The sequence below is a fragment of the Stenotrophomonas sp. YJH_SMC_79 genome (assembly GCF_059367995.1).
Genome location: NZ_JCAFRK010000001.1, coordinates 1,386,602 through 1,411,844 on the forward strand (window position 1 = coordinate 1,386,602; position 25,243 = coordinate 1,411,844).

Annotated in this window: 26 protein-coding genes; all 26 read right to left on the bottom strand. The window is 67.5% G+C overall.

The features are described from left to right. Positions 1 to 79: 79 nt before the first annotated feature. Entirely contained in the window at positions 80 to 2,326 is a 2,247-nt protein-coding gene (locus tag AC5P57_RS06775) for a CocE/NonD family hydrolase (RefSeq protein ID WP_262235174.1), read from the bottom strand. A gap of 113 nt (positions 2,327 to 2,439) precedes the next feature. Beyond that, positions 2,440 to 4,572 (bottom strand): putative bifunctional diguanylate cyclase/phosphodiesterase, encoded by a 2,133-nt coding sequence (locus AC5P57_RS06780; RefSeq protein WP_262235173.1) that lies wholly within the window; start codon positions 4,570 to 4,572, stop codon positions 2,440 to 2,442. Between the two features lie 164 nt (positions 4,573 to 4,736). Then, positions 4,737 to 5,528, bottom strand: coding sequence for a flagellar biosynthetic protein FliR (gene fliR, locus AC5P57_RS06785; protein ID WP_099552064.1), 792 nt, complete (start codon positions 5,526 to 5,528; stop codon positions 4,737 to 4,739). Between the two features lie 13 nt (positions 5,529 to 5,541). Then, the gene (locus AC5P57_RS06790) at positions 5,542 to 5,811 is read right to left on the bottom strand and encodes a flagellar biosynthetic protein FliQ (RefSeq protein WP_005413254.1); all 270 of its coding nucleotides are present in this window, start codon (positions 5,809 to 5,811) and stop codon (positions 5,542 to 5,544) included. Positions 5,812 to 5,895: 84 nt separating this feature from the next. Next, a complete protein-coding gene (gene fliP / locus AC5P57_RS06795; RefSeq protein ID WP_099552063.1) occupies positions 5,896 to 6,675 on the bottom strand; it encodes a flagellar type III secretion system pore protein FliP in 780 nt (259 codons plus the stop codon). 1 nt (position 6,676) lies between these two features. Then, entirely contained in the window at positions 6,677 to 7,075 is a 399-nt protein-coding gene (gene fliO / locus AC5P57_RS06800; RefSeq protein WP_180848852.1) for a flagellar biosynthetic protein FliO, read from the bottom strand. Positions 7,076 to 7,092: 17 nt separating this feature from the next. Continuing rightward, positions 7,093 to 7,428, bottom strand: a complete 336-nt coding sequence (gene fliN, locus AC5P57_RS06805) for a flagellar motor switch protein FliN (RefSeq protein ID WP_005409543.1) — start codon at positions 7,426 to 7,428, stop codon at positions 7,093 to 7,095. Continuing rightward, the gene (gene fliM, locus AC5P57_RS06810; RefSeq protein ID WP_099552062.1) at positions 7,425 to 8,429 is read right to left on the bottom strand and encodes a flagellar motor switch protein FliM; all 1,005 of its coding nucleotides are present in this window, start codon (positions 8,427 to 8,429) and stop codon (positions 7,425 to 7,427) included. The genes fliN and fliM overlap by 4 nt, the downstream gene beginning before the upstream one ends. Before the next feature lie 10 nt (positions 8,430 to 8,439). Then, positions 8,440 to 8,955, bottom strand: a complete 516-nt coding sequence (locus AC5P57_RS06815; protein WP_099552061.1) for a flagellar basal body-associated FliL family protein — start codon at positions 8,953 to 8,955, stop codon at positions 8,440 to 8,442. A 186-nt stretch (positions 8,956 to 9,141) separates the two neighbouring features. Beyond that, positions 9,142 to 10,305 carry a flagellar hook-length control protein FliK gene (locus AC5P57_RS06820; protein WP_262235172.1) on the bottom strand — a complete coding sequence of 388 codons (1,164 nt, stop codon included), beginning with the start codon at positions 10,303 to 10,305 and terminating at the stop codon, positions 9,142 to 9,144. Further along, entirely contained in the window at positions 10,305 to 10,772 is a 468-nt protein-coding gene (gene fliJ / locus AC5P57_RS06825) for a flagellar export protein FliJ (RefSeq protein ID WP_005413256.1), read from the bottom strand. The genes AC5P57_RS06820 and fliJ overlap by 1 nt, the downstream gene beginning before the upstream one ends. A gap of 3 nt (positions 10,773 to 10,775) precedes the next feature. Then, a complete protein-coding gene (locus tag AC5P57_RS06830; protein WP_099552059.1) occupies positions 10,776 to 12,161 on the bottom strand; it encodes a FliI/YscN family ATPase in 1,386 nt (461 codons plus the stop codon). Beyond that, positions 12,158 to 12,799, bottom strand: coding sequence for a FliH/SctL family protein (locus AC5P57_RS06835; RefSeq protein WP_099552058.1), 642 nt, complete (start codon positions 12,797 to 12,799; stop codon positions 12,158 to 12,160). Before AC5P57_RS06835 ends, AC5P57_RS06830 begins: the two co-directional genes overlap by 4 nt. Next, a complete protein-coding gene (gene fliG, locus AC5P57_RS06840; RefSeq protein WP_024958226.1) occupies positions 12,796 to 13,782 on the bottom strand; it encodes a flagellar motor switch protein FliG in 987 nt (328 codons plus the stop codon). Before fliG ends, AC5P57_RS06835 begins: the two co-directional genes overlap by 4 nt. A 7-nt stretch (positions 13,783 to 13,789) precedes the next feature. Next, positions 13,790 to 15,436, bottom strand: coding sequence for a flagellar basal-body MS-ring/collar protein FliF (fliF, locus tag AC5P57_RS06845; RefSeq protein WP_099552057.1), 1,647 nt, complete (start codon positions 15,434 to 15,436; stop codon positions 13,790 to 13,792). 13 nt (positions 15,437 to 15,449) lie between these two features. Beyond that, a complete protein-coding gene (gene fliE / locus AC5P57_RS06850) occupies positions 15,450 to 15,815 on the bottom strand; it encodes a flagellar hook-basal body complex protein FliE (RefSeq protein WP_005409552.1) in 366 nt (121 codons plus the stop codon). Positions 15,816 to 16,201: 386 nt separating this feature from the next. After that, positions 16,202 to 16,618, bottom strand: a complete 417-nt coding sequence (locus AC5P57_RS06855) for a hypothetical protein (protein WP_142805921.1) — start codon at positions 16,616 to 16,618, stop codon at positions 16,202 to 16,204. A 216-nt stretch (positions 16,619 to 16,834) separates the two neighbouring features. Then, a complete protein-coding gene (locus tag AC5P57_RS06860) occupies positions 16,835 to 18,340 on the bottom strand; it encodes a sigma-54 dependent transcriptional regulator (protein ID WP_099552283.1) in 1,506 nt (501 codons plus the stop codon). Further along, positions 18,337 to 18,714 (bottom strand): response regulator, encoded by a 378-nt coding sequence (locus AC5P57_RS06865; RefSeq protein WP_005409556.1) that lies wholly within the window; start codon positions 18,712 to 18,714, stop codon positions 18,337 to 18,339. The genes AC5P57_RS06860 and AC5P57_RS06865 overlap by 4 nt, the downstream gene beginning before the upstream one ends. A 14-nt stretch (positions 18,715 to 18,728) precedes the next feature. Beyond that, positions 18,729 to 20,138, bottom strand: a complete 1,410-nt coding sequence (gene rpoN / locus AC5P57_RS06870; protein ID WP_099552282.1) for an RNA polymerase factor sigma-54 — start codon at positions 20,136 to 20,138, stop codon at positions 18,729 to 18,731. A 285-nt stretch (positions 20,139 to 20,423) separates the two neighbouring features. After that, positions 20,424 to 21,056 (bottom strand): response regulator, encoded by a 633-nt coding sequence (locus tag AC5P57_RS06875; protein WP_005413261.1) that lies wholly within the window; start codon positions 21,054 to 21,056, stop codon positions 20,424 to 20,426. 92 nt (positions 21,057 to 21,148) lie between these two features. Continuing rightward, complete coding sequence (locus AC5P57_RS06880) at positions 21,149 to 21,727, bottom strand: PilZ domain-containing protein (RefSeq protein ID WP_262235170.1); 579 nt, start codon at positions 21,725 to 21,727, stop codon at positions 21,149 to 21,151. Continuing rightward, positions 21,724 to 22,017 (bottom strand): hypothetical protein, encoded by a 294-nt coding sequence (locus AC5P57_RS06885; RefSeq protein WP_099552280.1) that lies wholly within the window; start codon positions 22,015 to 22,017, stop codon positions 21,724 to 21,726. Before AC5P57_RS06885 ends, AC5P57_RS06880 begins: the two co-directional genes overlap by 4 nt. Further along, on the bottom strand, positions 22,014 to 22,430 hold the full coding sequence (gene fliS, locus AC5P57_RS06890) for a flagellar export chaperone FliS (RefSeq protein ID WP_049448908.1): 417 nt from the start codon (positions 22,428 to 22,430) through the stop codon (positions 22,014 to 22,016). Before fliS ends, AC5P57_RS06885 begins: the two co-directional genes overlap by 4 nt. A gap of 128 nt (positions 22,431 to 22,558) precedes the next feature. Next, positions 22,559 to 23,977 (bottom strand): flagellar filament capping protein FliD, encoded by a 1,419-nt coding sequence (fliD, locus tag AC5P57_RS06895; RefSeq protein WP_099552279.1) that lies wholly within the window; start codon positions 23,975 to 23,977, stop codon positions 22,559 to 22,561. Positions 23,978 to 24,417: 440 nt separating this feature from the next. Then, on the bottom strand, positions 24,418 to 25,243 hold an 826-nt coding region (locus tag AC5P57_RS06900; protein WP_495219513.1), incomplete at its 5' end, for a flagellin.

Here is a 25,243-nt window from a genome sequence, read left to right on the forward strand (position 1 = left end):
ATCTACAGGAGGGTGCCGCAGGAACCGTTCCGTGATGACGGGCGGCGGCACGGGTGGCGCCGGGCCGTGCCCGGCGCAATCATCCGTCCGGCGTCACCGGCTGCAGCGGAATCGACACCATGCTGTCGCTGTGCCAGTCCACCCGCAGCGGCTCACCCGCATCGGCCACGCTCTCGTCGCTGACATCGCGGCCGGTGCCGTGGTTCACCTGGTGCATGGCGTCCTTCAGCACATCCACCTTCACCAGCAGGCGGCTGCCTGCAGCCAGGCGGCGGGCGACCATGCGCGTGCGGTCGAAGGGCAGGCGGGTCCATTGCCCGGGTTGCAGCAGCTGGCGCGTTGTCGGGTCGCGTACATGGCTGGCCCGGCCCATGTAGTAGGACAGCTGCATCCGACGTCCATCGGCGCGCAACTCGTACAGGGTGACGGTGAAATCGAAATCCCGCTTGTTGATCCGGACCTTCAGGTCGCCGGAGAAGCTGCCAACCATGTCCATGGGACGGGTGAACGGGGCGGAGACGAAGGACAGCGCGGTATCCACCTCGTCCCGCGCGGCGATGATCGGGAACGGGTAATAGCCATGCCGCATTTCATTGCGGTCGGCCAGGTCCACGGTCTGCTGCAGCTGGCCCGCTACCGGTGGCTGTTCCTGCAGCCGGTGGTAACCATCGGACGATGCCTGGTCGGCGGAGAGGTGGTAGCGGCGGTGATCGCCGGCCGCGGCCTCCAGCGTTGCCGCATGACCCCACGTGTTGGCGCCCATCAGCTGATAGTTCACACGGTCGGGCACCAGCGCCGGTCGCGGTGCACCGCGCAGCACATGGTCCAGCCATTGGAAGGTCAGTGCGGGCGTGTCGAACTGTGCGACAGGGTCCAGCTCATATCCACGCAGCTGCATCGGCTTGAGCGCCGACTGCGCGCCGCCATGGTCGTAGGGGCCGATCAGCAGGGCATGGTCGGTGTCGGGACGGTGCTGCAGGTGGTCCTTGAAGTACTGCAGTGCCGAGATCTGGCCATCGTCGTAGTAGCCGGTGATGGTCAGCACCGGTATGCGGATGTCGTTGAACTGGTTGCCATGCGGGACCATCGCCTGCCAGTAGGCATCGTAGGACGGGTGGGCCAGCCAGCGCTGCAACCATGGGTTGGGTGTGCCATCGACCTGGTCGATCTGCCGGTAGGGGCGGCCGGAGGCATACCAGCGTCGGCCGAGTTGGGACCAGCGGCGGTTCTGCGCGTAGGTAGCCTTGTCCAGCATCGGGCCATTGGCCACGTAGAACGCCCAGCCATAGTTGGCGCTCAGGAAGACGTTGTTCTCCATCGGCAGGCCCTGGCCGGGGATGGCGGCAACGTAGGGCACGATGGTCTTCAATGCAGGATGGTGGTGGCGCGCCGCAGCCCAGGCGGTGAAGCCCTCGTAGCTGCCGCCGTACATCGCCACGCGGCCATCGCTCCACGGCTGGCGGCTGATCCAGTCGATCGCCGCGGTGGCATCGTTGCCGTCGTGCTCGTAGGGGGCGATGGTGCCGATACCCTGGCCCTTGCCGCGGGCGTCCACCACGATGCCCGCATAGCCATGCGCGGCAGCCAGCAGCATCTTCAGCCGGTTCTTCGGTGGATCGGTGTAGATGGTGAACAGCATGGCTGTCGGCAGAGCTGCCGATGCGGCGCGAGGACGGGCCAGCTGCGCCGACAGCACGACGCCATCGCCGGCGGGGATGCGCAACGCATCGTCGATGGCGAAGCGGCGCTGTTCTTCCGCCGCAACCAGCGGAGGGGCCAGTGCGGCGGCCAGCGTCTGTGCGCGCAGTACCGCCCGCAGGCGCAGCAGGTCCAGTGCGACGGCCTCGCCGATGGTCGCGGCACCCGCCTGCGCCGCGATGGCCTGCTCCAGCTGGGCGCGCACCGGGGCTGGCTCGACCGAGAGCGCGGCATCGGCCTGCACCGCGGCAACGTCGTCCAGTGCAGCGAAGGCGCCGTGGAAGGCACGTGCATAGGCGGCTGTGTCCCGCTCGCCGGCGGTGGCGAGCAGCAGCATCGGCACCCAGCGCTGCACCGCCGCGGTGTCACCGTCGCTTGCCAGCGATGCGCGTGCCTGCTGGATCGATTGCCGCGCTTCGGCCGTCTGGCCCACCGCCAGCAGCGCGTGGCCGCGCTGTGCATCGGTCAGGCTGGGGGACTTCAACACGCCCTTGCCGAGGGCCTGCAGGGCGGCGTCGACCTGGGCCGGGGAAGCATCGGCTGGCAATGACCAGGGCAGATCAGCGGCGGCGGCGTGGCCAACAGCAAGGGCCAGCAACAGGCCAGCAAGGGTGGTGCGTAGGGCCACGGACGCTTCCTTGGATGACGGAGGAACGGCTCATCCACGCATGGCGTGGATCTACCGGGGATCGACACTCAATGGTAGCGCCGGGCCATGCCCGGCGGGTGCGCGCCCCGATGTCAGCCGGGCGGGTGTTGCCGCGGCGGGCTCTGCGCCAGTTCCACACGCGGCCGCGGCAGGTCGTGCAACTGCATGAAGCGCGCCGCATCGACCGGGCGGCCGAGCAGGTAGCCCTGCAGGTAGTCGCAGCCCAGGCGCTCCAGGTAGGCGCGCTGGGCGGCGGTCTCCACGCCTTCGGCGACGATGTCCATGTCCAGCGCGTGGCCCAGCGCCACGATCGCCGAGACGATCACCACATCCTCGGCGCTGTGTTCCAGATCGCGCACGAAGGCGTGGTCGATCTTGATCTCGGTGGCCGGCAGCCGCTTCAGGTACAGCAGGCTGGAATAGCCGGTGCCGAAGTCGTCGATGGAAATGCCTACGCCCAGTGCCGACAGTGCCTGCAGCAGGCGCAGGCTGGTGTCGGTATCGCGCATCACCGTGCTTTCGGTGATCTCCAGCACCAGGTGCCGTGGCGCGATGTTGTGGCGCTCGATCACCGTGCGCACGTCCTGCAGCAGGTGTGGCGAGCTGAACTGCACCGGCGACAGGTTCACCGACATCGACCAGCCTTCATGCCCGGCGTCGTGCCAACGCCGCAGCTGCTGGCAGGCCTGGTCCAGCGCCCAGCGCCCGATCTCGTTGATCGCACCGCTGCGCTCGGCCAGGCGGATGAATCGATCGGGCGGAATCAGGCCATGGTCCGGATGCCGCCAGCGGATCAGCGCCTCGGCGCCGGCCACCTTCTGTGTCGCCACGCGGATCTTGGGCTGGAAGTTCAGGAACAACTGGTCGCTGCCGATCGCCCGGCGCAGGTCGGCCAGCAGCCGGAACTGCTGCTCGGCACTGTCGTTCATCCAGTCGGCGAACAGCACGAAGGCGTTGCGTCCGGATTCCTTGGCCTGGTACATCGCCGCGTCGGCAAACGCCATCAGCTGCCGCTCGCTGGCGGCGTGGTCGGGGCAGATCGCCACACCGATGCTGGCGGTGACCTGCAGTTCGTTGTCCGGCAGCAGCGGTCCACTGCCGACCGCCTGCAGGATGCGCCGGGCGAGGGTAGGCAGATCCTCGTCGTGCTCGATGCGTACCACCAGCACGAACTCATCGCCGCCCAGGCGGGCCAGCATGTCGTGGGGGCGCAGCAGCTGGCGGGTGCGCTCGGCCACCGCCACCAGCAGCGCGTCGCCGGCCTGGTGGCCATAGGCATCGTTGACCTGCTTGAAGCCGTCAAGATCCATGAACATCACTGCGAAACGGCTGCCGCCCTGTTCGGCCTCGGCCAGCGCCTGCACGATGCGCCGCTGCAGCAGCAGGCGGTTCGGCAGGCGGGTGAGCGGATCATGCAGTGCAGCCTGGGTCAGCTCCTGCTGCGCGTCGGTCAGCGACGTGCTCAACATCGAGTTGCGCAGGCGCAGCAGCTGGGCCTCGACCCGCTGGTCCAGCCACGACACCACCAGCACCACGGCCAGGATTGCGACGGTCAGCATCACCACCAGCATGGCCAGCCATTCGCTCTGCAGGCCATCGCCGACCGCCGCGCCACAGATGCTGCCTTCCGGAAAGCGTGCGGCGGCCATGCCGGTGTAGTGCATGCCGACGATGGCCAGCCCGAGCAGGCCGGCGGCCGCGAGCCGGTCGCCGACACGGGTGCGCTGCGCGCGCAGGCGGAATGCCACATACAGTGCAGTCCACGAGGCGGCGACCGCTACCATCAGCGAAAACAGCAGCCAGCCCGGGTCATAGTCGATGCCGGGTTGCATGCGCATCGCGGCCATGCCGACGTAATGCATGCCGGCGATGCCGGTACCCATCAGCAATGCCCCGCCGGCCAGGCGTGGATGCGGGAGGGTGCGCAGCGAAACCAGCCACAGCGCGAACACCGACGAGGCGATGGCCAGGGCCAGCGAGAGCAGGGTGATGGGCAGGTCGTAGCCCAGTGGAATGGGCAGGTCGAAGGCGAGCATGCCGATGAAGTGCATCGACCAGATGCCCAGGCCCATGGCGAAGCCACCCCCCAGGCGCCACCACCACGCCGCGCCCTTGCCTGGCGCGGTGACGGTGCGTCCGGCCATCGCCAGCGCGGTGTAGGAAGCCATCACGGCGACCAGCAACGAAATCGCCACCAGCCACGGATTGTACGTGCCTACCAGCATTCGTCAGTCTCCCGGACCTGCCTGTCGACGGAAACCACGGTGGGGCATGCATGAGGCAGGCCGACGCAGGGCGGCGGCCATGTGCGGCATCCCCCCGGTTGCCGCGCATTCACTCTAGCGCGCAGACCCGGGGGAAGGGCAAGCAGTAAAACGTGATGATCGGGTCAGTGTGTGACCGCGTCCGCAGCCTGGAAGGCGGCGTCGAACAGGCGCTGCACCGGCGGGCCCATTTCGCCGGCCAGCAGGGCCAGCAGGAACAGGCCCAGCAGCAACGAGACCGGCAGGCCCAGCTGGATCGGATTCAGTGCCGGCGCGGCGCGGGCCAGTACGCCGAACGCCAGATTGACCGCCAGCATCGCCACCGTCAGCGGTATTGCCAGGGTCAGTGCGCCGCGCAGGACCGTCAGCAGGAAGGTCGGGGCAATGCTGAAGAACGCGTGCGGGTCGGGCAGCGGGGCGCCGATCGGCAGTGCCCGGTAGCTGTCCACCACCAGCGAGATCAGCGCGAGGTGGCCATTGGCGGTGAAGAACAGCAGGCCGAACATCAGGTAGAACCACTGCCCGATCACGCCCGAGGTGCCGCCGCGCAGTGGGTCGCTCATCTGCGCGAAGGCCAGGCCAGTGCCCTGGGCGATCAGTTCGCCGGCCAGCGCACCGGCTTCGAACACCAGGCGCAGCAGGAAGCCGATGGACACGCCGATGGCCAGTTCCCGCGCGATGGTCAGCACGGTGGCGGCATCGAAGCCGGTCCAGTCCGGTACCGGTGGCAACAGCGGTGCCAACGCGATGGCAAGGGTGCCGGCCAGGATCACGCGGATCCGTGCCGGCACCGCGCGGGTGCCGACCATGGGCATGGCCATGGCCACCGCACCGATGCGCAGCATGGTCCACAGTACGGTGCCGATCATGCCAAAGGCCTGCAGGCCGTCGGCAGCCATCTGGGTGGCAGCGTCCATCGAAGCGCGTGTCCTAGCCGATCAGGTGCGGGATGCGCTGGAACAGCAGCGTGGTGAATTCAACCAGGTGGCCGATCAGCAGGCTGCCGAGCGCGAACAGCACCGCGGTCAACGCCGCCGCCTTGGCAACGAAGGCGATGGTCGGTTCGTTGAGCTGGGTCGCGGCCTGCACGACGCCGACCACCACGCCCACCACCAGTACGGTGAGCAGCAGCGGGCCGGCCACCCACAACACGGTGATCAGGCCGCCACGCAGTTCGGTCAGGGCAAGTTCGGGAGACATCGTCTTTCCATCGGTAGCGCCGGGCCACGCCCGGCGACGCTTGTGTAGCGTCGAGCCAGGCTCGACGGCCGTTACGGGGTTGAATCAGGCCGGATTGAAGCTGGCCGCCAGCGTTCCCACCGTCAACACCCAGCCATCGACCAGCACGAACAGCAGGATCTTGAACGGCGCCGACACCAGCATCGGCGACAGCATCATCATGCCCATCGACATCAGCACGCTGGCCACCACCAGATCGATGATCACGAACGGGATGAAGATCAGGAAGCCGATCTCGAAGGCGGTCTTCAGCTCGCTGGTGACGAACGAGGCCACCAGCACCGGGAACGGGATCGCATCGGGGCTGGCGTAGGTGCCGTGCCCGGCGATACCGGCGAAGGTCATCAGATCGGTCTCGCGGATCTGCGCCAGCATGAAGGCGCGCAGCGGCGTGGTGGTCAGCGTCCAGGCGGTCTGGAAGTCGATGTCGCCGTTGAGGTAAGGCGCCATGCCGGTGCTCCAGGCTTTGTCCCAGGTCGGCAGCATGATCATCGCGGTGAGGAACAGGGCCAGGCCCAGCAGCACCTGGTTGGACGGCGTCTGGCCGGTGCCCAGCGCCTGGCGCAGCAGGCCCAGCACGATGATGATGCGGGTGAACGAGGTCAGCACCAGCAGCATCGACGGGATCAGGGTGATCGCCGTCATCAACAGCAGGGTCTGCAGTGGCAGGCTGACCGGTGCACCCCCGATCTTGCCGACGTTGATGTCCGGCAGTGGCGTGGTCGGTGCGCCGGGCGCGGCGAGCGCCAGTGCCGGCAACAGGCACAGGGCAAGCAACAGCAGCCACGGCATCAGGGTGGCAAGACGGGTACGGGTGACACGCATGTCAGGGGTCCTTGCGCAGCCGCTGCTGCAGCAGCTGGGCGAAATTCGGCAGGTTCTTGAAGTCCGGCACGCGTACCGGCGCCGGTGGCGGCAACGGTTCGGGCAGGGTATGCAGGGTGTTGATGCCGCCGGCGGTGACGCCCAGCAGCAGTTGCTGGCCATTGACCTCGACCACCACCACGCGTTCCTTGGCGCCGACACTCAGGCTGGCCACCAGCTTCATGCCTTCTGCAGGGCGGAAGCCGCTGCCGGGCATGCGCTTGAGCAGCCAGCCCAGGCCGATGACCAGGGCCAGCACTGCCAGCAGCGCCAGCACTGCACCGAACAGGCTGGGTGCGGCGGCCGCATGCTGGCCGACCTGCGGGCCAACCGGGGCGGCGGCCTTGCCGACCGCCAGCAGGGTGGAGGCCAGCAGGCTCAACGCAGTCTCCGGATCCGCTCGCTCGGGCTGACCACGTCGGTCAGGCGCACGCCGAAGCGGTCATTGATCACCACAACTTCGCCGTGGGCGATCAGGGTGCCGTTGACGAACACATCCAGCGACTCGCCGGCACCACGTTCCAGTTCCACCACCGAACCCTGGTTGAGCTGCAGCAGGTTGCGGATCGGCAGCCGGGCGCGACCGACTTCCAGCGACAGCGTCACCGGCACGTCGAGGATCACGTCCAGGTTCAGGTCCGGGCCGTTCGCCTCATCGGCCTGCAGGCTGCTGAACTGGGCCGGGGTCGGTTCGAGGGCGTCGATATCGTTCATTGCGGGTCTTCCTGGATGACGGGTACGCGCGGGCGGGTGCCCGGCGGATGGGTAGCGGTGATCTTCACGGCGTTCATGCCGTTGGCGATGCCGAACTCGCCGGTGAACACGGGAATGTTCTCCACGCACAGCGGCACCTGCGGGCTCAGGTCGATCGGCAGGATGTCGCCGACCTTCAGCTGGGTCAGGTCGCGCAAGGTCATGCGCTTGCTGGCCAGCACGCTGGACAGGGTGACTTCGGCGATGTTGAGCTGTTCACGCAGGGTCTGGCCCCAGCTCTCGTCGCGATCATTGCGGTCGCTCTGGATGCCGGCATCGAGCAGCTCGCGGATCGGCTCCAGCATCGAATACGGCAGGGTCACGTGGATGTCGCCGCCACCGCCGTCGAGCTCGACGTGCAGGCGGCACACCACCACGTACTCGCGCGGCGTCACGATATTGGCGAAGTGCGGGTTGATCTCCGAGTTGATGTACTCGAAGTCGACATCCATCACCGGTGCCCAGGCCTCGCGCAGGTCGGCGAAGGTCTGCTTCAGCAGCAGGTGGATCACGCGCATTTCGGTGGCGGTGAACTCGCGGCCCTCGATGCGGGTCGGGTAACGCCCGTCGCCACCGAAGAAGTTGTCGACGATGGCGAACACCAGGGTCGGCTCGAACACGATCAGGCCGGTACCGCGCAGCGGCTTGAAGCGGATCAGGTTCAGGTTGGTCGGCACATACAGCGAGTGCATGTAGTCGTTGAACTTGATCAGCTCGATGCCGCGCACCGACAGCTCCGCCGAGCGGCGGATCAGGTTGAACAGGCCGATCCGCCACAAGCGTGCGAAACGCTCGTGGACCATTTCCAGGGTCGGCATGCGACCACGGATGATGCGGTCCTGGCTGGCGAAGTCGTATGAGCGCGCTTCGCCTGACGGTGGTTCCGCATCGGTCTCGACCGCACCGCTGTCCACGCCGTGGAGCAGGGCATCGATCTCGTCCTGGGACAACAGATCATTCATCGGTGGGCCCTTACTGGGTCACGAAGCTGGTGAACAGCAGGTCGTCGGCACCATTGCTGCCGGTCTCGGCCTTGAGCACTTTCTGCACTTCGGCCAACGACGCAGCCTGCAGCTTCTGCTTGCCTGCGACATCGGCGATCTGGTCGGGGCTGACCTGCGAGAACAGCATCAGCAGGCGCGCGCGGATGGCAGGGGCGTGGGTCTTGATCGCTTCCAGTGCGGCCGGGTCACGCGTCATCAGCTGCACTTCCAGCTGCAGGTAACGCGGGCCATCGACCGGGCCGTTGAGATTGACCACGAAGGCCGGATCCAGCGCGAAGTACTGGGCCGGAGCCGGCGTCGCCGCCTTCTTCGGCGCCTGTGCGGCCTTTTCCTCGTGCTTGGACTGGGTGAAGAACCAGACGCCGCCACCGGCGGCTGCGGCGGCCAGCACGGCCACCAGGGCAGTGATCAGGATCGGACTGCGTGGCTTGGTGGCCTTGTCCTTCTCGGCGGTCTTCTTGGTTTTGTCAGCGGCTGCGGCCACGGGGTGAAGCTCCTGAGGGTTGCTTCACCGGGATATGCAAGGGGCGTGCCGAAGGTGGGGCCAAGGGGTGCGACGGAATTCCGTCGGGTTCCCGGCATTCCGCCGGGCATGGCCCGGCGCTGCCTCTGCTCTGGTGGGTGCCGACCGCCCCCTTCTGGTGGGTGCCAACCTTGGTTGGCACGCCTGTCAGGCGTACGCGTCCAACAAACCGCGCTGGCGGATCAAGCGCGTGGACGACACACTGGCGTCGCCCGGCGACGGTTCTCCGTCACCGGCCATGCCGCCGGCGCCGGGCTGCCCCGACGCATTGCCGTCGCCGCCTGGCGACTGGTGGCCAACATCAGCGTGTGCCAGCTGGAAGCCCTGCTCGCCCAGCAGTTCGCGCAGGCGCGGCAGGCTGCTTTCCAGTGCCTGCCGCACGTCCACATGCGGGCTGCTGAAGCTGGCATGTACCTTGTCGCCGTTCAACTGCAGGCGAACGTCCACCGGGCCCATGTCGTCCGGACTCAGGCGGATATGGGCGTGGCCGATCTTCTGGTCCGCCAGCCAGCCCAGGCGTGCGCCGATGGCCTGGTCGAAGCCGTCGTCGCCGAACACCGGCTTCGGCGTCGGTTCGCCGTTGAAGACTGCATTGCCGGCGGTGAGCGCGGCCTTGAGATCCTGCAGGGCTGCCGGGGCAGGGGCGTGCAGGAGCGGGGCAGCGCCACGGTCGCCGATCGTGGCCGGGTCGCTGCCCTCGCCGCGGTCGCCGCGCTTGCCGCTGGGCAGGATCATCTCCGGCAGTGGCAAGGTCGTGGCATCGTCGGTGCTGGCGGCCGACGGTTTGTTGTCAGCCGCTGGTGTGGCGACGGTAGCCGGGGCGGTGGCGGGCAGTGCTGCCCCGGTCGTGGCGGGCGGCGCCGTACCGTCACTGGCGAGCGCCGGCGCACCCGCAACTGCGGCCGCGGGCAGAGCCGCCGCCGGGTCGGTGGGCGTAGGCATGGCCAACACCAGGCCCGCCAGGCCCAGGGGGGGCCATGGAGCGTCCTCTGCTGAGTTGGGCTTGTCCTTGTCGGTACCGGGGCCACCGGTCATCGATGGCAGCGGCGGCAGGGCGGTGGCGTCGCCTGGGGGAGTGTGTGTATCTGCGCTGCGCTCATCCGGCGCCTGGCCATTGCCGTCGCCGGTCGATGGTGGGCTCGGTGTGGACGTGGCTGGCGACGCTGGCGTGGCCGGTTCCGGTGAGGCAGGCGTGCCGCCCTGCAGCAGCTGGCTGAATTCCTTGCTGCCATCACTGCGCGGCGCACGCGTTGTACTGCCGCCGGCATTCTGGGTCTGCGCATTGGCGCTGCTGGCGAGCGGGGCGGGCATCACGAGCGGCCTCCCTGCTCGGTGCCGTCCTGGTCTTCAGCCTGCACCAGGCGCGCGCGGCGCGCACCAATGTCGTCCATCTCGCGCTGGTCGCGGCGGTCGGTCACCACCTTTTCCTGCGCGCGGTAGCTCGCGGCCAGCTGCTCCAGCACTGCCTTGTCACGGCTGGCCAGGATCAGGCGGGCACGCTCGGCCTCCACTTTCTCGCGGTTGCCGTTGACCGTGGCCTGCTGCTGCTCGACGGCACTGTCCAGGCGGTCCAGGAAAGCGCGTCGGTTCAGCAGCTGCGCCGGGCTGGTCGCTGCCATCTGCGCATTTGCATACTCCTCGGCATAACGTCGCAGTTCGTCCAGTCGCGATAGATGTGTATCGAGCACGCGCTGGCGTTCGGCGAGGTCTCGGGCGACTGCGTCCTCGTGTTCCTGGGCCCGCTTGAGCAGGGGATCGATGCGCTTGGACTGGTTCATGGCTTAACTCTCTTGTTCCACCAGGCGCTGCAGTGCCGCCTGGCTGTGCGGGAGATCTGCGGCCCTGGCAACGTCCTGGCCGAGGAACTCCATGATTTCCGGCCAGCGTTCCAGGGCTTCGTCGGTGGCCGCGTCGTTGCCGCGCTGGTAAGCACCGATCGCGATCAGGTCACGGTTGGCCGAGTAGGCCGAGACCAGTCGCTTCAACTTGCGGATGCGCAGGCGCCACGGTTCGTCAGCGATTTCCGTGACCACGCGGCTGACCGACGATTCGACGTCGATGGCCGGGTACAGACCGCTGTCGGCGACGCGTCGAGAGAGCAGGATGTGACCATCGAGGATCGCGCGTGCCGCATCGGCGATCGGATCCTGCGGATCGTCGCCCTCGGTCAGCACGGTGTAGAACGCCGTGATCGAACCACGCCCCTTGGCGCCGTTGCCGGCGCGTTCGACCAACGCCGGCAGCTTGGCGAACACCGACGGCGGGTAGCCGCGGGTTGTCGGCGGCTCGCCGACCGACAGGCCGATTTCGCGCTGTGCCTGGGCAAAGCGGGTCAGCGAGTCCATCAGCAGCAGCACGTTCAGTCCCTGGTCGCGGAACCACTCGGCGATGGCGGTGGCACGGTAGGCGCCGTGCAGGCGCGCCAGTGGCGGTCGGTCGGCGGGGCTGGCCACGACCACAGCGCGGCGCAGGCCTTCTTCGCCCAGCGTGGTCTCGACGAAGTCGCGCACTTCGCGGCCTCGCTCACCGATCAGGCCGACCACGATCACGTCGGCGGCCGTGTAGCGGGTCATCATGCCGAGCAGCGTGGACTTGCCGACGCCGGAACCGGCGAACAGGCCCACGCGCTGGCCACGGCCGATCGGCAGCAGCGCGTTGATCGCGCGCACGCCCACGTCCAGCGGCTGGGTGATCGGTTCACGTGCCAGCGGATTGATCGAGACGCCGGCCATGCCGACGTGGCCTTCGGCGCGGATCGGACCCTTGCCGTCCAGTGGCACGCCATCGCTGTCGATGACCCGGCCAAGCAGGCCTTCGCCCACTTCCACGCCGCCGCGGCGTGCCGACGGCACCACGCGGGCGTTGGGCAACAGGCCGTGAAGCTCGGCACTGGGCATCAGGTACGTGCGCTCGCCGGCGAAGCCCACCACTTCGGCATCGACCCAGCCGCCGTCGACCACTTCCACTTTGCAGCTGGCGCCCAGCGGCGCCTCGCAGCCAACCGCTTCCAGGGTCAGCCCGACCGCGCGGCGCAGCACGCCCTCGCGGATCAGGCCACGACCATGCGCGGTATCCACGCGCAGACCGTCGAGGCGACGGGCCAGGCGCAGGTTGCGGGCCACGGCCCAGTCGGCCGGCGGTGGTGCTGGCTGCGATTCGGGCGTCATGCGCCTGCTCCGGTCTGGCGGATCACTGCATCCAGCGCGCCACGCAGGCGGGCTTCCAGGGTGCCGTCGATGCGCACGGCTTCGGCGTGCACGCGCAGGTCGCCGCGGCTGAGGCTGGTGTCGGGCACCAGTCGTTGCTGCGGCGAGAGGTTCAGCAGGGGGGCAAGGGCAGCGATGTCGTCCGGGTGCAGGCGCACTTCGACTTCGCGGGTGCTGCCGCCGACTGCGTCGATCGCCTCACCGACCAGCTGCGCCAACAGCGCAGGGTCGGCCTCGTAGGCACGCCCGACCAGCGCACCGGCAATGCGCACGGCCAACTCGCCGAGCGCACCCACCACTTCATTTTCCAGCCGCACCAGCGGCCGGCTGAAGTTGTCGAGGATGCCCTCGATCTGCGCAGCGAGGCGACGTACCTCGGCCTGGCCCTGGCCATAACCGTCGGCATGGCCGTGCTGGAAGCCTTCCTTCTCCGCGCTGTCCTGGATCGCCTGGATCTCCTCCAGGGTCGGCAGCTGAAGCGGTGGCTCCGGCTCGTGTTCCGGGTCCGGCTCGGTGAGTTCGAACGCATCCTCCTGATCCAGCGCCGGTTCGGGCTGGGCCAGCAGGTCCGGGGCAAGCCAGCGCACGACGTTGCTCACAGCATGGCCTCCGCGCTGCCACCGATGGTGACGGTGCCTTCATCGGCCATGCGCTTGACGATGGCCAGGATCTCGCGCTGCGCGCCCTCCACGTCGGACAGGCGCACCGGGCCACGGGCCTCCATGTCTTCCAGCAGGATCTCGGCCGCGCGCTGCGACATGTTGCGGGTGATCTTGTCGCGCACCTTGATGTCGGCGCCGCGCAGGGCCAGGCCCAGGCGCTCGCCGCTCACTTCGCGCAGTACCAGCTGCATTTCGCGATCGTCCAGATCGACCAGATCGTCGAACACGAACATCAGGTCCTGGATGCGGTTGCTCAATGGCGCGTCGATACGCGCGATCTCGCCCAGGATCGCCTGGTCCTGGCCGCTGTCCATGAAGTTCAGGATGTTGGCCGCGCACTGCACGCCGCCGATGTTGGACGACTTCAGGTTCTGGTTGCCGGCAAACTGGCGCTCCATGATCTCGTTGAGTTCATTGAGTGCGTTCGGCGGAATGCCGTCGAGGGTGGCGATGCGCAGCAGCACGTCGACGCGGGTGCGGTCGGGCAGCAGCTTCAGCGCGTCGGCAGCCTGGTCGGTTTCCAGGTGCGCCATCACGATGGCGATGATCTGCGGGTGTTCGTTGCGCACCAGGTCGGCCACCGCGCGCGGGTCCATCCACTTCAGTGCGTCCAGGCCGGTGGTATTGCGGCCAAGCAGGATGCGGTCGATCAGGTTGCCGGCCTTCTCGCTGCCCAGTGCCTGCACCAGCATGTTGCGGATGTAGTCGTCCGAGCCCACGCCCAGCGAGGTCTTCGAACCCAGCTCCTGGCCGAACTGGTCCATCACCCGTTCCACCTGCTCGCGGGTGATGTCGGTCATGGTGGCCATGGCGATGCCGATCTTCTGCACTTCCTTGGGTTCCATGTGGCGCAGCACCTCGGCCGCGTCCAACTCACCCAGGGACAGCAGCAGTACGGCCGCGCGCTGCACGCCGGTCAATTGCGGCTCAGTCATTGGCCACCCAGCCCTTGACCACCTGGGCCACGCGCTTGGAGTCGGTCTTCACGGCTTCACGCGCCATCCGCAGTCGTTCCTCATATGAATCCACCGGCAGGGCCAGTGCGTCTGGTCCGGCCAGGCTGGCCCGGTCGGCGCCCAGCGCCGGCAGCGGGGTGCCATCGTCATCCACCAGCTGCACGTCCGCGGTATGCGGTTCCAGTGCGTGCTCGTCGTTCTTCTTGTTCTGGCCGGTGATGGCACGCAGCGCTGGGCGCAGCACGCCGAACAGCAGCGCCAGCACCACCACCGCGCCGAGCAGCATGCGGCCGGCATCGTGCACCCACGGCAGTTCCCACCAGGCCGGGCCTTCGACCGGCGTGGTATCCCGCACGAACGGGGCATTCATCACCGACACGGTATCGCCGCGCTCGGCGTTGAAGCCGACGGCCTGCTTCACCAGCGCCTCGACGCGGGTCAGTTCGGCGGCCGACAGCGGCTGCGGGGCAACCTTGCCGTTGGCACCTGCGCGCGGCACGTTGTCGACCAGCACCGCCACCGAGACGCGCTTGATGCGGCCGGCCGGTTGGCGGGTGTGCTGCAGGGTGCGGTCCAGCTCGTAGTTGCGGGTGGCGTTCTTGCTGCTTTCGGTCGGGGTCTGTGCGGTGGCCGGTGCGGCCTGCTGGCCCGGCGGGCTGTTGCTGGTCGCGCCCGGCACGCCCTGCGGGCCCGGGGTGCTGGTGGTGTTCTCGCTCATCTGCTCGCTGCGCAGCTTCTGCGGCTCGCCGTTATAGAGCTCGCGGGCTTCCTCGGTCACCGAGAAATCCATGTCCACGCTCACTTCCGGGTTGACCCGGCCGGGGCCGGTCATCGGTTCCAGCAGTTCGCGGATGCGCTGGTTGAACGAGGTTTCCTGGCGGCGCACCTGTTCGAACTGGGCCGCGTTGACCGCCGCCTCGCTGTTGGGGTCGGTGATGCTGAGCATGCGCCCGCTCTGGTCGACCACGGTGACCCGTTCCGGGGCGAGATCCGGGATGCTGGCCGCAACCATGTGCACGATGGCGTCCACCTGGCTGCGTTCCAGCTGCTGGCCGCCGCGCAGTTCCAGGGTCACCGAAGCACTGGCGACATCGCGCTGGCGGGTGAAGGCGCTGGGCTTGGGAATGGCCAGGTGCACGCGCGAATCCCGCACCGGGCGCAGCGTGTTGATGGTGCGCGACAGCTCGGTTTCCAGCGCGTGCTGGTAGCGCGCGCTTTCCACGAACTGGCTGACGCCGAAGCCGGGGTCGCGCTCCATCAGCTCGAAGCCGAGCTTGCCGCTGTCGGTCAGGCCGGAGCCGGCCAGCTTCAGGCGGGCGTCGTGCAGGTTCTTTTCCGGCACGGTGATGCCGCCGGTGGCGGGATCGAGCGCGAACGGAATCTGTGCGGCGCGCAGCAGGTCGGTCGCTTCAGCGGTCGCCTTCTGGTCCAGGCCGGTGTACAGCGGGACCATGCCCGGCTTCTGCGACCAGAAGAACACGGACAGGCCTGCCGCCACCGCCACCGCGATCATCGCCATCAGGCCCAGCCGACGGGTGATCTGCAGACTCTGCAGGCGGTCGAACCATTGCCCGGCCTTCTCGGCGTTCAGGCTGTCCTTGGAGAGCGTCAGTGCCATGCGTCAATGTTCCTTACAGCGGCATGTTCATCACGTCCTGGTAAGCCTGGACGAGACGGTTGCGGACTTCCACGGTGGCGCGGAAGGCGATCTGGGACTGCTGCGAGGCGACCATCACCTTGGCCAGGTCGGCGCTGGGGTCGCCCATTTCGAAGGCTTTGGCGAGGGCGCCGGACTTCTGTTGCGCATCGTTGACGCCGGCAATCGCACCACGCAGGGTTTCGGTGAAGCTGGCCGGCTGGGCCTGCGGCGCGTCCAGCACCGTGCCCGGCAGGGCGTTGCTGCGCGGCGTTTCGCCCAGCGGGTTGAGCGCCGGCTGTCCCATCTGGGTCTGATAGGAGCGGATCTGCGAAAGGATCGAAGTGACGGAGTGGGACATCTGCAACGGTTCCAGAAACAGGGATGGGGTTGTCTGCTGGAGCCAGTGCAAGTGCCGTGCCGAAACCGGTTTTCGATTCAGTGAAGTGAGGGTGTGGGGTGTGCTGGCAGGGCTGCGCCCTGCACCCGCCGAATCAACGTCAACGTCAACGGCGTGGTATCCGTGGGGTGGCGGGGTGGGTCCGGTTACGGGGGACGCCGTAAACCCGTCCCTGGGGGCTTGGCCGCGGCATCCATGCCGCGGACACCCCCGCAACCGGACCCACCCCGCCTTCGACAGACCTCCGCGATCTGTCAGGACGGCATCCTGCTCTGGTGGGTGTCGACCTTGGTCGACACGCTCTGACCCCATTGGAGGCGCCATTTAACCGGCGTCGGTTTTCTGTCCTACGGCTGCAGGGCCCAGTGGCCGGAATTCTGGCGTTGGCGCGGTGCGATGGGGCCGTCGTGCTGGGTGTAGATGAAGCGGCCCTGGCGGTCGGTCTGGCAGGTCAGCAGCAGGGTGTAGCGGGCGGGGCCGGCGGGGTGGCTTTCGACCATCTCGATTTCCGCGATGTGCGGGGCCAGACGCTGGTAGCGGTATTCGCCGCCGATGCGGGTGTCGGTGCCGAGGATGTCCAGCACGTACTGGCTACCGGCGAAGCTGACCTGGACCATGCGCCCGGCGTTGGGGTTGTCGGGGGCGTACAGCGGGTCGCTGAGGTTGGTGAACTGGCGCTGGTCGAGCGTGGCGGGCAGGGTGCAGTGGGCGGCGGTGGCGAGTGCCGGGAACAGCAGGGCGGCGAGCAGGGTGATGCGTTGCATGGTGGAGCCTCGTTAGGAGGTCCACTTCATCCTCCGGAGCGCGGCAACGTTGTCTGTAGGAATTTGTGCAAATGGGCGGCGTTGTCAGCGCGCGGTTGCGGTCTCTATCCACGCACGGCGTGGATCTACTGGCGTCACGCAGTGGCGCGCCCCAAAAAAACACCAACGCCCGGGCAAGCCCAGGCGTTCGTGCCCCCTTCATGCTGGTGACGCGCGTCAGCCGGCCAGTTCGGCCTGCTCGCGCTCGATGCCGTACTTGCGCAGCTTTTCCACCAGGGTGGTGCGGCGCAGGCCGAGCAGCTGGGCGGCGTGGGCGACCACGCCCTGGGTGCGTTCCAGTGCTTCGTTTATCAGGCCCAGTTCGATGCTGGCCATGTGGTTGCGCAGGTCCATGCCCTCGTCGGGCAGTGCGGCCGGTGCCGCCGGGCGATTGACGGCGATGCCGTGTTCCAGCGCCGGCTGGTTACCGCTGCCGGGTGTGTGGAACGAGAAGCTGCGCAGGTCCAGTCGCTCTTCGCTGGCGGCGGGCTGTGCCGGTGCCGGCGCAGCGACGGCGGCCAGTGCCGCATCGCCACGGTAGCGGGCCGGCAGGTCCTGCACGCGTACCGAGCCACCCGGGTGCAGCACCGCCAGGCGCTCGACCAGGTTGGTCAGCTCGCGCACGTTGCCCGGCCATTCGTAGCCGGCCAGTGCCTGCAAGGCTTCCGGGGTGAAGCGCACTTCGCCACGGCCGGTGCGGGCCAGCTGCGCGGCGATGGTCTCCACCAGTGCCGGCAGGTCCTCGCGACGCTCGCGCAACGCGGGCACTTCAATCGGGAACACGTTCAGGCGGTAGAACAGATCCTCGCGGAACTTGCCTTCGGCGATGCGCGTTTCCAGATCGCGGTGGGTCGCGGCCACCACGCGCACGTTGCAGCGGATGGTCTGGTTGCCACCCACGCGCTCGAAACTGCGCTCCTGCAGCACGCGCAGCAGCTTCACCTGCATCGGCAGGCTCATGTCGCCGATTTCGTCGAGCAGCAGGGTGCCGCCCTCGGCCATTTCGAAACGTCCCTTGCGGGCGGTCAGTGCGCCGGTGAAGGCACCCTTTTCGTGGCCGAACAGTTCGCTTTCCAGCAGGTCGGCCGGAATGGCGCCGCAGTTGATCGCCACGAACGGGCCGTCACGACGCGGCGAGCGCTGATGGATTGCACGCGATACCACTTCCTTGCCGGTACCGGATTCACCCAGCACCAGCACGGTGGTATCGAATGCGGCCACCTGCTCGATCATGGTGCGCAACGCAGTCACCGCCGCGCCGTTGCCGGTCGGGCCTTGATCCTGCGCGGCGCCGGCCTGGTGCTCGGCGTCCAGGCGCTTGAGGCTGGCGCGGCGCAGAAGGGCTTCCATCTGCGCGTGGCGCAGTGGTGTTTCAAGCGGCCAGATATTGGCTTCGTGCAGGCCGTGCTGCTGCGCGAATGCAGAGGCATCACCATCGGCCAGCAGCACCGGCGGTGGCAAGCTGCTGCCGCCCAGCCAGTTGTAGAGTGCAGTGCTGGCCGCGTTGTCGTCCAGGCAGCCGACGATCACCGCCATCCAATCGTTCTGGCGCTGCCGGCCCAGATCGAAGTCGGCCGCGTCGGAGACCCAGCGCGGGTTGAAGTCCATGAATTCCAGCAGGGCAACGGTGCGCTCTGCACGCACGGCGTCGTTGTCCAGCACCAGGATGCGCGATTCGCTCACGACTGTTCCTCCCTGAGGCCTTCCAGGATCGGCATGACTTCCTGGATGTAGGACAGCTTGCTGACGAAATTGTCGGCACCGGCACGCAGTGCATGCTCGCGGTGCTCGGCATCGTCGAAGTGGCTGGCGATCACGATGTACGGTGCATCGTCCTGCGACTTGATCAGGCGGGTGGCCTGCAGGCCACCCATCTCCGGCATTGCCAGATCCATCAATACGACCTGCGGGCGCAGCGTTTCCGAACGCTCGATCGCTTCCAGGCCGTTGCCGGCGCTGCCGACGATCTGCAGCCAGTCGATCTTGCGGAAGTGGCGCATCGCCGCATTGATGAAGCCCTCGTGGTCATCGACCAGCAGGACCGTGAGCTTGTTCATGTCCAACATCCTTTTCAGCCCACCCGGGCCAACAGCGGTTGCCTGGCGCCGAGCCGGCGCCGTTCACGGGCCGGGGCGATGTCCAGTTGTTCTCGGTATTTTGCGACGGTTCGGCGGGCAATGTTCACCCCCTGGCGCGACAGCAGGCCGGCGATGGCCTCGTCGGCCAGCGGCCGACCGGCCGGTTCGGCGTCGATCAGGCGACGGACCATGGCCTTCACGGCCTGGCCGGAGACGCTGGCGCCCTCCAGGCGCACGGCGAAGAAGTGCTTCAGTTCGAAGGTGCCGCGCGGGGTCTGCAGGAACTTGCCGGTGGTGATGCGCGAAACGGTGGATTCGTGCATGCCGATTTCTTCGGCCACTTCCTTCAGGGTCAACGGCGCCATGGCTTCCTCGCCACGCACCAGGAACGCGGCCTGGCGCTCGACGATCACCCGCGCGGTGCGCAGCAGGGTGTCGTAGCGCATCGACAGGCCGCGGCTGAACCAGCGCGCTTCCTGCAGCATTTCGCGCAGTGCCGGGGCGGCCTCGCTGGTCTCTGCCAGGGCCTGTTCGTACTGGCTGTTGATGGAGACGCGGCGGCTGGTCGTCGGGTTCAATGCCACCTTCCACTGGCCATCGGCGTGCCAGGCGACCACGTCCGGAACCACAACGGCATTGCGTTCCGGCAGCAGGCTGTCGCCCGGGCGTGGCTGCAGCGACAGGATCAGGCGTACCGCTTCGCGCACGTCGTCGATTTCGGCGTCGTGCTGGCGGGCGAGGGCGGGGTAATCATGTGCGGCAAGCGCATCGAGCGCGCCGTCCAGGATGCGCGTGGCCAGGTGGCGGGCAGGTACCACGCCGTGCAGGCTGCGCAGCTGCGCCTGCAGGCCCTCGCGCAGGTCCTGCGCGGCCATGCCGGCCGGTTCACCGTGCAGCAGCTGCTGGCGGATGGCTTCGACGCCGTCGGCAGCGATGTCGAACTGGGCGCTGGCCAGCAACTGCAGCTGGTCCAGCGGTGCCTGCAGGTAGCCGGCCTCGTCGCAGTGATCGAGCCAGAATGCTGCGACAGCCAGCTGGCGATCGTCCATGTCCAGCGACAGGCGCTGCAGCACGCGCAGCTGCGGGTCGGTCGATTCGCCGGCGGCGATGCGCGCCATGCGATCATCGTCGCCGTCCTGCCAGCTGGTACCGGCCACGTCCCACATCGAGGACTCCGGGAGCTCATCGAACGCAGCCGTCTCCAGCGTGGTGGCGGCGACCTCGGTGGCATCGGCGGCCGGCGCTTCGGCCTCTTCGATCTCCAGCAGCGGGTTGGAGTCCAGCAGTCGCTGGATTTCCTGTTCCAGGTGCAGGCCATCGAGCTGCAGCAGCCGGATCGACTGCAGCAGCTGCGGGGTGAGGTGAAGTTGTTGGCCCAGCTGGGTCGAGAGTGCAGCCTTCATCGTGGTTCCCCGGCACCGCTCCCCGGCGCCTTGTGGAACGCATCTTGCTTTTGATCCGGCGAGGGCGGAATCAGGGGGTTCCTGAGGGGCTTCGTGAATGTCCTGACAGGGTGTGGGGGAATTCCCTACATTGACGCGGAATGTTGACGATGATCGCCGCTAAGTTGCTGATTTCCGGTGCGAGTGCAGGGTTGATCCGGCTGCGCCGTGTACGGATTCCTGTCGGGGCGTGTCAGGGTGACGGGAATTCGTCGCCGGTGCAGCGCTGACCTCATTCGCAGGCAATCACTCCAGCTCGTGCTGGTGGCGCGCAGCCAGCAGCAGCAGATCGTTGGCGCGACGGCAGCCCAGTGATTCCATCATGCGTGCGCGGTGGGTTTCCACCGTCTTGACGCTGATGCCGAGGTCGGCGGCGATTTCCTTGTTGCTCTCGCCCTTGCCGATGCGGCGCAGGATCTCGCGCTGGCGTGGCGACAGTGCGGCGATGCCGGTGGGTTTCTCGCGGCCGAGCATCGGTGCCAGCATCTTGGCGGAGATCTGCGGGCTCAGGAACACCTGGCCAGCATGCGCCGCACGAAGCGCCAGTTCCAGTTCCTGCGGCGCCGCGTCCTTGACCACGAACCCGACCGCGCCGCGGTCAAGTGCATCGCGCACGTGCGCGGCATCGTCATGCATGGTCATCATCACAACCCGGGTACCGGGCGCGCGCAGCCGGATATCGCTGAGCGCTTCCAGGCCCGTACGGCCCGGCAGTGACAGGTCCATCAGCACCACGTCCGGTGCGTGCTGCAGGGCCAGCTGCAGCGCCTGCTCGGCGTTGCTGGCCTCCGCCACCAGCTGCACGTCGGCAAACCCCTGCAGAAGCCGCGCCAGGCCGGCGCGGACCAGGGTGTGATCGTCGACGATGAGAACTCGCACAGGCACGCAGCAGGTCCGTGTAGGGGAGTCCACCTTAACTTAGCTGAACGGGCGCGCCAAGGCTTGCCCGCCAAGCGTGATGGTGGCAGGTTTCAGCGCGCCCGGCGTGCCTCGGCCACCTGGCGTCGGTGGAGGCGGAACAGGTGGCGTTCCATGGCCATTTCCAGGCCGTCGCCAAGGCGCTGGAAGCGCAGCCACAGGTAGTGGCCGCCGCCGCCATCGGCCGCTTCGGCAATCACTTCCACCGGCAGGTCGATATGGTCGGGCAGCCAGTCGCTGGGCTGCAGGCGCACCAGGCCCGCCTGGCCGGGGCTGGCGCCACTGCGCGGGCCCAGTTGCAGGCGTATCCCACGACGCGACCAGCGCACCGGGCGCAGGGTCAGTTCCTGGACCTGCTGGCGGACCAGTCGGCCAAGCAACACCATCGCCAGATCCAGCTTCGCCTCCAGCCGCTGCAATTGCAGGCTGGCTTCATTGCGGTCGTCATGCTCGTCAACGCGGCTGTCTTCAACCAGGGCCAGGCTGCGCAGCAGGCCCTCGGCACTGCCGGTACGGCCGGCGCCACTGCCTGCCTGGAATTCGGCGGGTAGTGCAAGCTCGCAGCTGAGCGTTTCGTCGAACAGCTCGCTTTCGGCGGGATGGTGCAGCGACGTTGTCGGCAGTTGGGTCATGCCAGCGATTCTGCCTGCAGGTAGGCATGCGCCGCGCGAAGAGAGCGTTGGCCGTCATTCATCAGTGCAGCCACTGCATCGCGGCGCTGGCGCAGCAGGCCCAGCAGGTTCTGCTGGCGCTCGAACAGCGCACTGAGGGGGGCGTGGTCGTCCACGGTCAGCGGCTGGCTGAGCAGGGCATGCAGCGTGCTGTCGTGGCCATCGAGCAGGCTGTCGGCCTGGTCGAGCGCATCTTCGCCCAGGGCCTTTTCGAAGGCGTCCAGCTGGGCGTGCAGTTCGTGCAGGCTCATGGTGCCACCGCGGCCGGGCGGCGCTGTTCCATCGGGATTGCATTCCAGGCGCTGTCGATCTCGCCCAGCAGCTGCAGGGATTCGTCGAGGGCGGCACGGTCGTTGTGCAGGTTGGCCTCGGTCAGGCGCTGCAGCACGTAGTCGTAGAGTGCCGACAGATTTCCGGCGATTTCACCGCCGGCCTCATGATCCAGCGAGCCATTGAGGTGGCCGACGATCGCGCAGACCTCACCGATCGCCTTGCCCTTGCCGGCCTGGTCGCCACGCTCGAGGCTGGCCAGGGCGCGCCGCACGCGCTCCAGCGCGCCGGCCAGCAGCATCGCCACCAGCTTGTGCGGATCGGCGTCGGCAACCGCACTGGTCACTCCCACCTGGCGGTACTGCTCGGCATATTGACGGCTGGAACCGTACATTCGTGATTCTCCTTGCGCTGGGTGCCGCCGGCAGGTCGTGGGGACCGTTGCCGGCGGTGCGGCGTTGATTGCTGTTGCGTCCGTTATCGGTGCGTTGCACGCCAAACTTGAGCGTTGTACGCCGTCCTTTAGCGGTTCAGCTGTGCCAGCTGCTGCTGCAGCGACGTATTGCTCTGCTGCAGCTTGCCCATCAGGCTGTCCAGCGCGATGAACTGCTTCTTGTAGCGCTCTTCCACGTTCTTCATGCGCGTGTCGAGGTCCTTGCGGCGCTTGTCGATGTTGTCCAGCGTGGTGTTGAGGCCCTTGGTGCGGGCGACGAAGGCGCCTTCCTTGCCGACCGTGGTGCTGACGTAGCCGTCGACCATGGTGTACAGCGTGCCGGCACCACCGGTGTCGCCGGTGATCGCCGAGCGGATCTTCTCGGGCTGGCTGGCCAGCGCGGCGGCAAACTTGGTGGCGTCCAGCACCAGGCTGCCGTCAGCGTTGGGATAGCCGCGCGTCTGCAGTCCCAGCGTCTTCGGGTCCAGGCCATCGGCGGACAGCTCCTTCAACACGCCCGACATCACCGAGCGCAACTGGCTGGAGGCACCACGCATCTGCGCGTCGCCGGTCAGCGTGGCGGCTTCCTTGGTCTTGGCGTCGTACTTGGTCTCGGTGTTGATCGCCGCGATTGCTGCGTTGTAGGCGGTCACGAACTCCTGCATCACCTTGGTGGCTGCAGTGGTATCGGTGCTGATCACGACGGTGCTCTTGCCCTTGACCTTGAGGTTCAGGGTCAGGCCCGGCACGGCATCGGCCACGGTGTTGCTGGCGCTGACCACCGTGACGCCATCGATGGTCAGCTCGGCATCGGCTGCCGCGGTGTTTTCCTGCAGGCTGCCCACCAGTGCGCTCAGTTTCGGGTCGCTGCCGCCGTACTCGAGCTTGATGGCATTGGCGGCACCGGTCTTTTCCTGGGCGATCGACAGGTACTGGTTGTCGCCCGAGGCGATCAAGGTCGCCTGCACGCCTTCTTTGCGGCCTGCGGCGTCGATCTTGTTGCGCACGGTGGTCAGCGTATCGCCGGCTTCCACCTCGACCTTCATCGTCTTTGCCTTGTCGCCCACACCAACGGTCAGCGTCAAGGTTCCGGCGCCGAAGGTGTCGGTCTTCCCCACCGAGGTATTGGCAATCAGCTTGTGTGCGGTGGCAAGGGATTTCACCTCCACCTGATGCGTGCCATTGGAGGCTGCTGCCTTGGTCGTGCCCAGGTCGTACAGCGCCACCGAGGCCGTCAGCACGTCGTCGGTGTTGGCGGGCTGCGCCTTGCCGGTGGCGGTCACCGTGCGGGTATCGAAGGCGGTGGTGGCCTTCAGTGCGGTCAGTGCAGTCTTCAGCTTGTCGAAGGCCGAAGTGACGGTGCCGATCGACGACAGCTGCATCTTGGCCTTGGACTGCTGCAGGTTCAGCGCATTGTCGGCGGGCTTGCGGTCGGCTGCGACCAGCTGGTTGACGATGTCCGAGATGTTGAGCCCCGAGCCAATGCCACCGTATCCAAAGCTTGCCATGTGATTCTCCTGGTATCCGGGCCTGGCCGCCGTGCGGTGGCCCGTCGTCAACGAAAATAGCGGCCTGCGCCGCTGGGTCTTGAGGACTTCGTTGATGCATGCGCCGTGCCAGTTGTCTGGCGGCGGATCTGGCACGCGGTTTGCAGGAGGGTTGGGGCAGGGTGCGGGTGGAATCACCGCAGGCTGCCGGGAGTCTGCAAAAAACCCTCCCCCAAGGCAGGGGAGGGATCAGGCTACTGACAATCGGGGGGAGACGAAGCCGCCCGGTACGTACAGTCAAAGGTACAGCGCTGAAAGAGAGGTCCGCAGGGGCGGGCGATGCCAAGCCGGTTCGGGAGCGATCCCGGGCCGGGCATGGCCCGCGCCTTCGTGCACCGTGCCTTCCGGGTTGCCGCTACCGTCGGTTCGATCCGACGGTAGCGGCGCCTTCTTGCCGTGGATCAGCGCAGCAGGCTGAGCACGCCCTGCGGCACCTGGTTGGCCTGGGCCAGCATGGCCGTACCGGCCTGCTGCAGGATCTGGGTGCGGGTCAGCTCAGCGGTTTCCTTGGCGAAGTCGGTGTCCTTGATGCGGCTGCGAGACGCCGACAGGTTTTCCGACGAGGTCTGCAGGTTGGCCACGACCGAGGTGAAGCGGTTCTGGATCGCGCCGAGGTCGGCACGGGTGCTGTTGATCGCACCCAGGGCCTTGTCGACCACTTCCATCGCCTGCTGTGCACCAAGCACCGTGCTCACGTCCAGCTTCTGCACGTTGGCGGCGGTGGCGGTGCCAGCGGTGTAAGCACCGGCTGCGGTCTTCGCGCTCCACACGCCGGTCGCGGCGGTCAGATCGCTGCGCTCAAGCGCGATGTCGGCAGCGACGACGGCCTTGCCTTCCTTCACCGAGGTCAGTTTCATCGAGCCGTCGGCATTCGCCTCGGCATAGAGGCCGGCTTCGCCGATCTTTGCGTTGATCGCCGTGGCGACAGCCTTGGACGCGTCGGCAGTGGTGGCGCCGGCCTTGATCTCGACGGTGCCGATGTCCACGCCCATTACCTTGCCGGTAATGCGCGAGCCGTCGGTACTGGCGGCCAGTACGTCAGTTGCACCGCTTGCGAAGGTCGAGGTGCCGAGCGAACCCGCTTTCGCATCGATGGTCTTGTCGATGGCGATGGCCTGGCCGGCATTGGCGCCGACCTGGAACAGCTGGCTGGAGAACGTGCCGTCCAGCAGCTTGGTGCCGTTGAAGTCCGACTGCTTGGCGACGCGGTCGATTTCCGAGACCAGC

Excerpts from the sequence above, each read along its gene's own strand:
- fliM (WP_099552062.1), bottom strand. The coding sequence starts at position 8,429 with ATGAATGATCTGTTGTCCCAGGACGAGATCGATGCCCTGCTCCACGGC.
- AC5P57_RS06880 (WP_262235170.1), bottom strand. The coding sequence starts at position 21,727 with ATGACCCAACTGCCGACAACGTCGCTGCACCATCCCGCCGAAAGCGAG.
- AC5P57_RS06780 (WP_262235173.1), bottom strand. The coding sequence starts at position 4,572 with ATGCTGGTAGGCACGTACAATCCGTGGCTGGTGGCGATTTCGTTGCTG.
- AC5P57_RS06885 (WP_099552280.1), bottom strand. The coding sequence starts at position 22,017 with ATGAGCCTGCACGAACTGCACGCCCAGCTGGACGCCTTCGAAAAGGCC.
- AC5P57_RS06855 (WP_142805921.1), bottom strand. The coding sequence starts at position 16,618 with ATGCAACGCATCACCCTGCTCGCCGCCCTGCTGTTCCCGGCACTCGCC.
- fliE (WP_005409552.1), bottom strand. The coding sequence starts at position 15,815 with ATGTCCCACTCCGTCACTTCGATCCTTTCGCAGATCCGCTCCTATCAG.
- fliR (WP_099552064.1), bottom strand. The coding sequence starts at position 5,528 with ATGGACGCTGCCACCCAGATGGCTGCCGACGGCCTGCAGGCCTTTGGC.
- AC5P57_RS06820 (WP_262235172.1), bottom strand. The coding sequence starts at position 10,305 with ATGCCCGCCCCGCTCGCCAGCAGCGCCAATGCGCAGACCCAGAATGCC.
- fliP (WP_099552063.1), bottom strand. The coding sequence starts at position 6,675 with ATGCGTGTCACCCGTACCCGTCTTGCCACCCTGATGCCGTGGCTGCTG.
- AC5P57_RS06790 (WP_005413254.1), bottom strand. The coding sequence starts at position 5,811 with ATGTCTCCCGAACTTGCCCTGACCGAACTGCGTGGCGGCCTGATCACC.
- AC5P57_RS06830 (WP_099552059.1), bottom strand. The coding sequence starts at position 12,161 with ATGACGCCCGAATCGCAGCCAGCACCACCGCCGGCCGACTGGGCCGTG.
- AC5P57_RS06865 (WP_005409556.1), bottom strand. The coding sequence starts at position 18,714 with ATGAACAAGCTCACGGTCCTGCTGGTCGATGACCACGAGGGCTTCATC.
- rpoN (WP_099552282.1), bottom strand. The coding sequence starts at position 20,138 with ATGAAGGCTGCACTCTCGACCCAGCTGGGCCAACAACTTCACCTCACC.
- fliS (WP_049448908.1), bottom strand. The coding sequence starts at position 22,430 with ATGTACGGTTCCAGCCGTCAATATGCCGAGCAGTACCGCCAGGTGGGA.
- fliD (WP_099552279.1), bottom strand. The coding sequence starts at position 23,977 with ATGGCAAGCTTTGGATACGGTGGCATTGGCTCGGGGCTCAACATCTCG.
- fliJ (WP_005413256.1), bottom strand. The coding sequence starts at position 10,772 with ATGAACCAGTCCAAGCGCATCGATCCCCTGCTCAAGCGGGCCCAGGAA.
- fliF (WP_099552057.1), bottom strand. The coding sequence starts at position 15,436 with ATGGCACTGACGCTCTCCAAGGACAGCCTGAACGCCGAGAAGGCCGGG.
- fliN (WP_005409543.1), bottom strand. The coding sequence starts at position 7,428 with ATGAACGATATCGACGCCCTCGAACCGACCCCGGCCCAGTTCAGCAGC.